Below are 12637 nucleotides of genomic sequence, written 5' to 3' on the forward strand. Positions count from 1 at the left end.
CACTAGGGTTGTTGTTTCTACCCATACCGGGACTATCACGAGGGGCTCGCCGTGGGCATCAAGGTTGCACTCGAACATCGCACCAGTTACCGATTCGACCGCACGGTCAAGATCTTTCCGCACGAGATCAGGCTGCGACCGGCACCGCATTCGCGCACTCCCATCGAGGCGTATTCGCTGAAGATCGAGCCGGCCGAGCATTTCGTCAACTGGCAGCAGGACGTCTTCGGCAACTTTCTCGCCCGCGTGGTGTTCCCCGAGCGAACCGACCATCTGTCCATCACGGTCGGACTCGTTGCGGACATGGCGTCGATCAATCCGTTGGATTTTTTCGTCGAGGAATGGGCGGAGCACTTCGGCTTCGCATACGAGGAACACGATCTGCCCGATCTCGAGCCCTATCTTCGCCCGGTGGACGAGGACAAGGCCGGTTCCGGGCCCGGGCCGGTCGTGTCCGCGTGGGTGGAGAAGCTGCAGGCCGCCGTCGTCGAGCGGGGAGAATCGTTGCGCACCATCGACTTTCTCGTCATGGCCAATCAGGCCGTGATGGCGGACGTCGGCTACTCAGTGCGGATGGAGCCCGGAGTGCAGACCCCGGACCTGACGTTGACGTCCGCCGTGGGATCGTGCCGTGACTCCGCGTGGTTGCTGGTGTCGGTCCTTCGTCAGATGGGCCTGGCCGCGCGTTTCGTCTCGGGTTACCTCGTCCAATTGTCCTCGGACGTGAAATCGCTGGACGGTCCGTCCGGGCCGGTCGAGGACTTCACCGACCTGCACGCCTGGACCGAGGTGTATCTCCCCGGTGCCGGTTGGGTCGGAATGGACCCCACCTCGGGCCTGTTCGCCGGCGAGGGGCACATTCCACTGTCGGCCACGCCGCATCCGTCGACCGCGGCCGCAATTTCCGGCGCGACGAGCAAATGCACAGCCGAACTGGACTTCTCGAACACTGTGGTGCGTGTTCACGAGGATCCGCGTACAACGTTGCCATACACGGCCGAGCAGTGGGACGCGATCGAGGCCACGGCCGAGAAGATCGACCGGCGCATGCTCGATCAGGACATTCGATTGACCGTCGGTGGTGAGCCGACGTTCGTCGCCATCGAGAACCAGGAAGCGCCCGAGTGGAACACCACCGCAGACGGTCCGCACAAGCGCAAGCTGGCCAGCGTTCTCGCAGAACGACTTCGAACCATCTACGCGCCCGACGGCATGGTCCAGCGCAGCCAGGGCAAATGGTATCCCGGTGAGCCTCTCCCACGATGGCAGGTGGGTTTGTTCTGGCGCACCGACGGCCAGGCACTGTGGCACGACTCGGACCTCATAGCCGATCCGTGGTCGGCGCACGATCTGCGTCCTGATCCAGTCGACAATTCCGTATCGCAGAAGCTGATCGACCGGCTGGTCGACGGATTGGGTCTGCCCGCCTCGCAAGCGCGTCCGGCCTACGAGGATCCGCTCGTCAAGCTGTTGGATCTGGTGCGTCAGCCCTACGGGGATCCTCCGGCCGACGCCGACGATCTCGAACCGGGGACAGATTCCGCAGCTGCGAGAAGGCTTCTCCTCGAACGGCTCGACGCCAGTACCGACGAACCGGCGGCATTCGTGCTGCCGATCTCGCGGACCGAGGACGGCACTGGCTGGCAGAGCGCAGACTGGAAGCTGCGACGTGGGCGAATCGTGTTGTTGGAGGGGGATTCTCCCGCCGGGCTCCGTCTGCCGCTACGAGCGATCTCGTGGGACGGGGGTCCGGTCGAGAACCCGGCCGATCCCACCGCACCGAAACCCGATCTGCCGACCCCGCAGCTGACGCAGCAACCACCCCGGGCCGTCGACCCGGCCGAGTCGCGCTACGCGCAGGCGGTGCGGGAGACGTCCGGAGTGGGTGGAACTGCGGTGACCGCACTGGTCGCCGAGGTACGCGACGGCGTACTGCACGTGTTCATGCCGCCGATGGATCGATTGGACGACTTCGTCGATCTGGTCTCTCGGGTGGAGCGCGCCGCATCCGCGATCGAGACACCGGTCGTCCTCGAGGGTTACGGCCCGCCTTCGGATCCCCGTATCCAAACCCTCACGGTCACTCCGGATCCCGGGGTCATCGAGGTGAACGTTCAGCCGACGTCGTCGTGGGCGGAGCAGAACGAGCTGATGGAGCGCTTGTATCTCGAGGCGCGTAAATCACGGTTGAGTACCGAGGGTTTCGACAACGACGGCACCACTCGCGGCACCGGCGGTGGCAACCACATCACTCTGGGTGGCGTCACACCGTCCGATTCGCCGGTGCTGCGCCGACCGGACCTGCTGGTGTCTCTGTTGACACACTGGCAACGTCACCCGTCGCTGTCGTACCTGTTCTCGGGTCGATTCATCGGTACCACCTCGCAGGCCCCCCGAGCCGACGAAGGTCGTGAGGAGTCGCTCTACGAGCTCGAGGTTGCGTTCAGCGAGATCAAGCGTCTGACCGGTGCTGACCGTTCGGCATCGCCGTGGGTCGTCGATCGGGCGCTGCGGCACCTGCTCACCGACATCACCGGGAACACGCACCGTGCCGAGTTCTGCATCGACAAGCTGTACAGCCCCGACTCCACCCGCGGCAGGCTCGGTCTGCTCGAACTTCGCGGATTCGAGATGCCGCCGCATCATCAGATGGCGATGGTGCAGTCCTTACTCGTGCGCTCGATGGTCTCGCGATTCTGGGATACCCCGCTCGAAGCACCACTGATTCGGCACGGTGCCAACCTGCACGGTCGATACATGTTGCCGCACTTCGTGATCGGTGATATCGGCCGGGTCGCCGAGGACCTCCGCGAGCACGGCATCGAATTCGATACCAGCTGGCTGGACCCGTTCACCGAGTTTCGTTTCCCGCGCATCGGTACCACCGTCGTCGGCGATGCCGAGATCGAACTGCGCGGTGCAATCGAGCCGTGGAACACGCTCGGGGAGGAGTCGACGTCGTCGGGCACGGCGCGCTACGTGGACTCCTCGGTCGAGCGCATCCAGGTTCGCGTTGCCGGTGCCGATGTGGGCCGCTACCTGTTGACCTGCAACGGGGTGCCGGTACCGATGTTGCGCACCGAGCGACAGGACGTCCAGGTCGCCGGAGTTCGCTATCGCGCCTGGCAACCGCCAAGCGCGCTGCACCCCACGATCGAGGTGCAGAGTCCCTTGCGATTCGATCTGGTGGAGATGCAAACCGGACGCGCAGTCGGCGGGTGCTCGTATCACGTGGTGCACCCCGGCGGACGGTCGTACGACGGTCCACCGGTCAACTCGGTGGAGGCGGAAGCGCGACGCAACGGTCGTTTCGAGGAGGGCGGGTTCACGTCCGGCAAGGTGGACATAGCAAGATTGCTCGAGATGCACGCTCGCCAAGCGATCGACGTGACTGCGCCCGGCATGCTGGACCTGCGCCGGACCGGGGTTCACACGTCCTGAGGCGGGCAAGAAAAGAACGAGTCGACCGGTAGCGATTTCGGTCCGACGCGGAACGGGTGGATTCGGCAACGACCACGCCTCATCCGGCGACGGAGTGTGATCGACCGACGGAAGGAACAACGGCTCGATGGTGCCCGTGGATACCGCTCACAGTGAGGCGGGCCGCAGCGAGACGGCGGCCGGTGCGCCCGACCCCGCGTCACCCGACCTCGTGTCACCGTGGCTCGAATATCACGGTCGACGTGAGGCCGTGACGGGTCGCAGAGATCTGTTCGACGAGATGCTCGCTGCCGACGACACGGTGCGTCCGCACTGGGCGGAGTTGGTCGACGGTATGCGCGACGCCGGCCCGGGTGCCATGCAGACGTTGCAGTCCCGGGTCAGCCGGCTGGTCGACGATCACGGAATCACGTACAACCCGATTCCGACGGGCGGCAACGAGCCCGGGCCCAGTTCCGTGCGGTGGGGATTGGACAGCGTCCCGTACGTCGTTGCAGCGGACGAATGGGATCGGCTCGAAGCGGGGCTGGTTCAACGTTCGCAACTGCTCGACGCCATCCTGACCGACATCTACGGTGCGCAGGAGACAGTCCGGCGCGGTCTGATTCCGCCCGAGCTGATCTTCGGCAACCCCGGCTATCTTCGACCGGCGCACGCCATCACCGTCCCGGGTCCGCATCAGTTGTTCATGCACGCAGCCGACATCGCGCGCGGGTCCGACGGCCGGTTCTCGGTCGTTGCGGATCGCACTCAGGCACCGTCCGGGGTGGGGTATGCGCTGGCCGATCGGCGAGTGATGTCGCGGGCGATGCCGGAGCTGTTCCAGGCGAGCAATCCGAGGCCGCTGTCGACGTTCGCTCGGGCGATGCGCTTAGCGCTGCGTGACGCTGCACCCGCGTCCGCCGAGGATCCTGTCGTGGTGGTGTTGACGCCGGGGTCGCATTCCGAGACGGCGTTCGATCAGGCTTATCTGGCAACGGTTCTGGGCTTCCCGCTCGTCGAGAACGCCGATCTGGTGGTGCGGGACGGCTGTTTGTGGATGCGTTCGCTCGGCACACTGCGACGGGTGGACGTGGTGTTACGACGCGTCGACGCCGAGTTCGTCGACCCGCTCGATCTGCGTCCGGATTCGCATCTGGGTGTGGTCGGTCTGGTCGAGGTCCTGCGGCGCGGTGCGGTGAGCGTGGTCAACACTCTCGGTAGCGGAGTCCTCGAGAATCCCGCACTGACACCGTTGCTGCCGGCTCTGAGCCGGGCTCTGCTGGATGAGGATCTGACTCTCGATTCGGTCCCCACCTATTGGGGTGGTGATCCGATCGCACTCTCGCACATGCGAACTCGCTTCCGATCGCTGGTATTGAGATCCACCGTGTCCCGACGCGCGGTCGTGGGTCACGATCTCACCGAGCAGGCGGCCCGGGCGCTGTGGGACGAGGTCGAGGCAGCTCCGTGGAAATGGACCGGTCAGGAAGTGCCGGAGTTCTCGCTGGCTCCGGTGGGTTCGTCGTGGGGCAGCGGGTCGGGGGAGCAGTTGGCGGTTGCTCCGGCCCAGGTCGGAATGCGCTTGTTCACCGTCGCGCAGCGGGTCGGCTACACCCCGATGCGAGGCGGTCTGGGTCAGGTCATGATCACGGCGCCGGTCACCGAACCACTGATCACCGTCGCCTCCAAGGACGTGTGGGTCAAGTCGGTGGAGAGGGTCACTCCGGCCGATTCTGCTCCGCACACCCCGCCTGCCACGGTGGAGGAGTTGCCGCAGTACGCCGCGTCCAACGTCGAGGTGGTCAGTTCCCCGCGTGTGCTGGGCGATCTCTTCTGGTTCGGTCGGTACAGCGAACGCGCGGAGGACATGACACGTCTGCTCATCGCCGCCCGGGAGCGGGATCAGGACTATCGCTCGATGCCGTGGCTCGACGGCAGCGACAGCCTGCCGCTTCTGCTGGAAGCGGTCACGAAGGTATCGCGCACGGGACCGGGATTCCTGGACGAGACGATCCGCGCCGATGCGATGGCCGAAATGCGTTCGCTGATGCTCTCGGTGGAGCGCCTCGGTTCACTGGCGCAGTCGGTCGATCGGATGCAACAGGCAGCTCGTGCGGTGCGCGATCAACTCTCGAACGACACCTGGGCAGTGCTCGCTCGCATCGACACCGCGCTCGATGAGTTGGGCGAGTCGGCCGTCAACAACGGTGCCCAGCTGGCTGCATCGCAATCGAGCGTGCTGCGCGGTCTGCTCGCGCTGTCCGGACTGGCGTCGGAGTCGATGGTTCGCGACGCCGGTTGGTACCTGATGGACGCGGGCAAGCGAATAGAGCGGGGATTGCAACTGACAGCGTTGCTGTCAGCGACTCTGAGTCACGCCCTGACGCCGTCCACCGAACAGGCGGTCATCGATTCGGTGCTGTCTGCGGCAGAGTCCTCGGTGATCTATCGCCGACGCAACAGTGGTCGTGCACGGCCGGCTGCAGTTGCGCAGCTCCTGCTGTTCGACGCCGGCAACCCTCGCGCACTGGTGTACCAACTCGACCGCCTTCGTGACGACCTCGGGGCGCTACCGGATGCGTCCGGTAGCTCGCGGCCCGAACAACTCGTCGAGCAGATGCGGGTTCGGTTGCGGCGCGTCGACCCGGGTGATCTGGAGTCGGTCGACGCCACCGGGCGGCGGGTGGAACTGATCGATCTCGTGGACGGTATTCACGATTCGCTCGAAGAACTGTCCCGAGTTGTTCTCGCGACGCACATGTCGCTGCCGGGCGGTACCCAGCCGCTGTGGGGCAGCGTCGGTGCGCGGATCGGAAGCGGGGCACGATGACGAGTCGTCGGTACCGAATCAAGCACATCACCACGTACACCTACTCCGATCGCGTCACGTCGTCCTACGGGCGAGGATTTCTCGCGCCGCGGGACATGGACGGGCAGCACTGCGTCGAGAAGTCGGTCACGGTGGAGCCGCCACCCACCGATCAATCGTTCGGCGTCGATGTCTACGGCAACGAAGACGTGTACTTCCACGTGACCAACGATCACGAGAAGCTGGTCGTCACGGCGGATTCGCTCGTCGAGGTGTACCCGCGGCCGGTGGACGAGACCACGTCGTGGCCTGCGACTGCCCCGTGGGAATCGGCCCGGATGGCCATGTTCGACCCCACCAGGACCGATGCAGCGGAGTCGGCACGTTCATCGGCGGTGGAGTTCGCCCTCGATCTGCCGACGCCGGAGATCACGGACGAGGTGCGAGCGTACGCCGCGCCCAGTTTCACGCCGGGGCGTCCGCTCGCGGACGTCATCGTCGATCTGACGCACCGAATCTTCACCGACTTTCGGTATCTGTCCGGGTCCACGACGGTATCGACCACCGTGGTCGACGTCCTCGCCGCACGTTCGGGGGTCTGTCAGGACTTCGCTCGGTTGGCCATCGCCTGTCTGCGGTCGCAGGGGTTGGCGGCACGGTACGTGTCGGGCTATCTCGCCACGGAACCGCCACCGGGCAAGGAACGCATGATCGGTGTCGATGCGACCCACGCGTGGGCCGCGGTGTGGATGCCCGACGACCGCTGGCTGGCCTTCGATCCGACCAATGATCAGCTGGTCGACGAGCGGTACGCGACGGTCGCCTGGGGCCGCGACTATGCCGACGTTCCGCCGTTGCGCGGGGTCATCTACACCGAGGCCGAGAAGAGCACGATCGCGGTGTCGGTCGACGTTGCACCAATGTAATTCGCGCTGCATACTTTGGTGGCTTCGGGGTAACCGGCCAGCTGGTCGGGTCTACGAATGGGATCTCGAAAGCCGCAAAACGGACAATTGTGTCTCTTTCGTAGCCGGCGACACGGCACAGTACGACGTAGCGAACAGGTAGCTTGGACAACGATGACCGCAACACTTGCAGACCCTGTATCCGAGGTAGTGGCAGCAGCCCAGCGACTACTGACCAAGCGCACCGGGGCACCGGTGACGCTGATCGATCCCGTCGACCTCGGGGGTAGTGGCCAAGCCATCGTGTTGCGAGTGAAGGTGTCCGAGAATCCTTTTCAGCTTCCGCGAACCCTTGTCATCAAGCAGGTGCGCGATCTTCCCGGAGAATCGGAGCTGCATTCCGAGCTCACCGATGTCGCCGGGTCGAGTGCATTTCTACGCGAGGCCGCCTCGTACCAGTTCGCGAATGCGCTGGCCACCGACAGCAGGCCGGGGCCGGAGCTGCACGCCTACGATCTCGATGCTCGGCTGTTGATTCTGAGCGACCTCGGTGACGCCAGTGCGATCCCCACGCTGCTGCGCAGTTCCGATGCATCGATGGTCACCAACTCGTTGATGGCCATGGCTCAGGCGCTCGGGCGCATGCATGCGGCAACCGTGGGCCGTGAGGACGATTTCGCAGCATTGCTTCGGCGGGTCGGCCAGCCCGACTCGGCAGACGGAATTTCCGCGCAGATACCCGACGCCCTCGCCGCGGTACCCGGCATGTTGACCGGATTGCTCGGAGTGGGGGCACCACCGGACGTCCTTCTCGAACGGGTCTCGCGCAGCGGACGGCTGTTCGCTCACGGGGCGTTCCGTGCCTTCAGCCCGTCGGATCTGTGTCCCGACAACATCATCGTCAACGACGAAGGCGTTCGATTCCTCGACTACGAGTGGGGCGGTTTTCGAGACGCCACTCTCGACATCACGTACGCGTTGGCGTCGTTCCCGGGGTGTTTGTGCAGTTTCGAGCTCTCGCACGATCGGGAGCAGGCCATGATCGACGCGTGGCGTTCGGAGGTCGTCGGCATCTGGCCTGCACTGGCGGACGACCACGTGCTGGCGACCAAGCTGCTCGACGCGAGGTTGATCTGGGTGTGGCTGACCACGTACTGGTTCCTACCCGACGATCACACTCGAATTGCCGCGGCGCGCGCACACCAGCTGTCGGTACCGCGGTCGCAGGCGCTGATTTCGCGGTGGTCGGTGCTCCAGGACAGCGCAGTGCGTTCGGGAGAGCCCGATATCGCCGACTACGCCGAGTCGGTCGTGTCCGCTCTGCGCGCGAAGCGGGACCGCTGAGCGCGAACGCGTTCGCCTTTCGTACCGTCGAATCGGTAGCGTTCGACCAGTGAGCGGCGGTTTCGGAAGTGACATCTCGGACGACGAGTCGGACGGCGACGGATTGTTCGATCCGCCCGCGGCACCGGATCCGATGATCGACCAGCCGCGTCCGACTTCCACGTACACGCGACCCGACGCACCGCTCGCGGTACGCATGCGACCGACGACGCTCGACGAGGTCGTCGGACAGTCTCATCTGCTGGCACCCGGCGCACCGTTGCGTCGTCTCGTCGAGGGATCCGGAGCGTCCTCGGTGATGCTGTACGGCCCGCCCGGAACAGGAAAAACCACGCTGGCGTCGTTGATCTCGGGGGCGACCGGTCGCAAGTTCGAGGCGTTGTCCGCCCTCTCGGCCGGGGTCAAGGAAGTGCGCAACGTCATCGAACTCGCGCGCCGCCGGCTGTTGTCCGGTGAGCAGACCGTGTTGTTCATCGACGAGGTCCACCGTTTCTCCAAGACGCAGCAGGACGCACTGCTCGCCGCCGTCGAGAACCGAATCGTGTTGCTCGTGGCCGCCACGACGGAGAATCCGTCCTTCTCGGTGGTGTCACCACTGCTGTCGAGATCGCTGGTGCTGCAATTGCAGCCGCTCGGCTCCGAGGACATCGAACTGTTGCTGACCCGTGCGGCAAACGATCCCCGAGGCCTGGACGGTGCGGTGACCATCGCCGAGGACGCAATGGATCACCTGGTGCGGCTCGCGGCCGGTGACGCCCGCCGAGCGTTGACGGCCCTCGAGGCGGCAGCGGGTGCCGCAACCGACGGAACGCTGGACCTCGCGACGGTCGAGGCCAGTGTCGACAAGGCCGCGGTGCGCTACGACCGTGACGGCGACCAGCACTACGACGTCATCAGCGCGTTCATCAAGTCCATCAGGGGATCCGACGTCGATGCCGCACTTCATTACCTCGCACGCATGATCACCGCGGGGGAGGACGCCCGCTTCATCGCGCGGCGGCTCGTCGTCCATGCGAGCGAGGACATCGGGATGGCCGATCCCACCGCACTGCAGACGGCCACCGCCGCGGCGAGTGCCGTGCAGATGATCGGGATGCCGGAGGCGCGACTGGCGCTGGCGCAGGCAACCATTCACCTGGCGACAGCGCCCAAGTCCGGTGCCGTGATCGGCGCCCTCGGAGCGGCCATGGCGGACGTCGCCGCAGGCAAGTCCGGATCGGTGCCTCCGCATCTGCGCGACGGCCACTACAAGGGTGCCCAGGGGTTGGGCAACGCGGTCGGATACAAATACCCGCACAGCAGTCCGGGTGGCGTGCTGGGGCAACAGTATCCGCCCGACGAACTGGTGGGCGTGAACTACTACGAGCCCACCGAACACGGTGCCGAGCGCGAAATCGCGACCAGGGTGGGGAAACTGCGGCGCATCATCCGAGGCCGATAGGCCCTCGAATCGGCACAGGGTCTGACGACGCTAACCTGTATCAGTGCAGACCCATGAGATCCGCAGGCGTTTCCTCGACCATTTCGTGAAGGCGGGACACACCGAAGTACCCAGTGCGTCGTTGATCCTCGACGATCCCAACCTGCTGTTCGTCAACGCGGGCATGGTTCCCTTCGTGCCGTTCTTCCTCGGGCAGCAGACGCCGCCGCACAAGACGGCGACGAGCGTCCAGAAGTGCGTGCGCACCCTCGACATCGAGAACGTCGGTATCACCACTCGGCACAACACGTTCTTCCAGATGGCCGGAAACTTCTCGTTCGGCGATTACTTCAAGCGCGACGCGATCAAGCATGCCTGGACCCTGCTGACCGACAGCGTCGAAGACGGCGGCTACGGGTTCGATCCCGAGCGGATCTGGGCCACGGCCTACCTCGACGACGACGAGGCGATCGAGCTGTGGAAGGAGATCGCCGGTCTGCCCGACGAACGCATCCAACGTCGTGGAATGGCCGACAACTACTGGTCCATGGGAATCCCCGGACCCTGTGGACCCTGCTCGGAGATCTACTACGACCGAGGCCCCGAGTTCGGTGCCGAAGGCGGCCCCGAAGCCGACGAGGACCGGTACATCGAAATCTGGAACCTCGTCTTCATGCAGAACGAACGCGGCCAAGGCATCAGCAAGGACGATTTCGAGATCCTCGGCCCACTGCCGAAGAAGAACATCGACACCGGCATGGGCGTCGAGCGCGTGGCATTCCTGCTCCAAGGCGTCGACAACGTGTACGAGACCGATCTCGTGCGGCCGGTCACTGCCAAGGCAGAGGAGCTGTCGGGTCGGACCTACGGCAGTAACCACGACGACGACGTCCGCTTCCGCGTCATCGCCGACCACGCGCGCACCGCTGCATTGCTGATCTCCGATGGAGTCAATCCCGGCAACGACGGCCGCGGCTACGTGCTTCGGCGCCTGCTGCGTCGCATCGTCCGATCCGCGCGACTCCTCGGCGCACCCGACGAGACGATGGCGCAGTTCATCACCGTCGTCCGCGACACCATGGCCGAGTCGTACCCCAACCTGGTCACGGACTTCGATCGCATCCTCACCGTCGCAGTGGGGGAGGAGACCGCCTTCCTCAAGACCCTGACGTCGGGCTCGCGGCTGTTCGAGGGTGCCGCGGAGGCCGTCAAGGCGTCGGGCGCGAAAAAGATCGGCGGCGCCGAAGCCTTCGCGCTGCACGACACCTACGGGTTCCCGATCGACCTGACGCTCGAAATGGCCGCCGAGGCCGGACTGTCCGTGGACGAAGACGGATTCCGCTCGTTGATGGCCGAGCAACGCACTCGCGCCAAAGAGGACGCCCGCGCGCGCAAGCATGCACACGCCGACCTCACCGTCTACAAGGATTTCGTCGACGGTTCGCCGACCGAGTTCACCGGGTTCGACGAACTCGGTTCCGAGGCAACGGTTCTCGCGTTGATCTCCAACGGCGTTCGGGTTCCGACCGCGGTCGCCGGCGAGAGCGTGGAGATCATCCTCGACCGCAGCCCGCTGTACGCGGAATCCGGTGGTCAGATCGCCGATATCGGCACCATCACCGCACCCGGCCTGACCGTCAAGGTCAACGATGTGCAGAAGATCGCCAAGAAGGTGTGGACCCACAAGTCCGTGGTCGATACCGGCCAGATCACCGAGGGTGACACCGTGCATGTCGACGTCGACCACGCCTGGCGCAAGGGCGCCACCCAAGGACACTCGGGCACGCACATGGTGCACGCCGCACTGCGCCAGGTGCTCGGACCCAATGCGACGCAGGCAGGCTCGCTGAACAAGCCGGGGTACCTGCGATTCGACTTCTCCTGGCAGGGCTCGTTGTCCGAGGCGCAGCGCGACGACATCGAGAATGTCGCCAACGATGCGGTCGGCTCGGACTACGAGGTCAACACCCTCGTCACCGACCTCGACAGCGCCAAGAAGATGGGGGCAATGGCGCTGTTCGGCGAGAACTACGGCGACGAGGTCCGCGTGGTCGAGATCGGCGGGCCGTTCTCGATGGAACTGTGCGGTGGCACTCACGTCCAACACTCGTCGCAGATCGGTCCGGTCACCATCCTCGGCGAATCCTCGGTCGGCTCGGGAGTACGCCGCGTCGAAGCCTTCGTCGGCCTCGACTCGTACCGCTACCTGGCGAAGGAACGCGCGCTCTTGGCCGGCGTCGCGTCGTCGTTGAAGGTCCCGTCCGAGGAGGTGCCGGCGCGCATCGAGAACCTGGTGGAGCGTCTTCGGGTCGCCGAGAAGGAACTGGAGTCGGTCAAGGCCGCGGCCGTACTGGCCTCGGCGGGAGAGTACGTCGGTAAGGCCGAACGGTTCGGTGACGTGCGAGCAGTCGTCGCGCAGGCACCCGACGGCGTCGGCGGGAACGACCTGCGCACGCTGGCCACCGACATCCGCGGCCGACTCGGGACGGATCCGGCCGTGGTCGTGCTGTTCGGCACGGTCGGTGGCAAGGTCCCGTTCGTGGTCTCGGTGAACAAGGCCGCCCAGGAGACCGGAATCGCGGCCGGCGAGCTGGTCGCGTCGTTCGGCCCGAGCATCGGTGGCCGAGGTGGTGGCAAGCCCGAACTCGCCCAGGGATCGGGCTCGGATGTCGCGGGCATCGCCGCAGGGATCGACGCCGCTCGGGCGCGATTGACCGAACTCACCACCCACTGACG

At 65.4% G+C, this 12637-nt stretch carries 6 protein-coding genes; all 6 read left to right on the forward strand.

Features of this window, described 5'->3' with window-relative positions:
• Positions 1–51: 51 nt before the first annotated feature.
• The gene (locus tag ASH04_RS23245) at positions 52–3441 is read left to right on the forward strand and encodes a transglutaminase family protein (protein ID WP_032387320.1); all 3390 of its coding nucleotides are present in this window, start codon (positions 52–54) and stop codon (positions 3439–3441) included.
• Between the two features lie 127 nt (positions 3442–3568).
• Positions 3569–6253, forward strand: coding sequence for a circularly permuted type 2 ATP-grasp protein (locus tag ASH04_RS23250; protein ID WP_057474685.1), 2685 nt, complete (start codon positions 3569–3571; stop codon positions 6251–6253).
• Positions 6250–7158 (forward strand): transglutaminase family protein, encoded by a 909-nt coding sequence (locus ASH04_RS23255; protein WP_032382091.1) that lies wholly within the window; start codon positions 6250–6252, stop codon positions 7156–7158. Before ASH04_RS23250 ends, ASH04_RS23255 begins: the two co-directional genes overlap by 4 nt.
• Positions 7159–7311: 153 nt before the next feature.
• Positions 7312–8481: a kinase gene (locus ASH04_RS23260; RefSeq protein WP_027496966.1), complete on the forward strand. Its 1170-nt coding sequence runs from the start codon at positions 7312–7314 to the stop codon at positions 8479–8481.
• Positions 8482–8614: 133 nt separating this feature from the next.
• Entirely contained in the window at positions 8615–9922 is a 1308-nt protein-coding gene (locus ASH04_RS23265) for a replication-associated recombination protein A (protein ID WP_240934053.1), read from the forward strand.
• A gap of 43 nt (positions 9923–9965) precedes the next feature.
• Entirely contained in the window at positions 9966–12635 is a 2670-nt protein-coding gene (gene alaS, locus ASH04_RS23270; RefSeq protein ID WP_057474687.1) for an alanine--tRNA ligase, read from the forward strand.
• Positions 12636–12637 lie beyond the last annotated feature (2 nt).

The organism is Rhodococcus sp. Leaf233 (assembly GCF_001426165.1).
GTDB classification, from domain to species: domain Bacteria; phylum Actinomycetota; class Actinomycetes; order Mycobacteriales; family Mycobacteriaceae; genus Rhodococcoides; species Rhodococcoides fascians.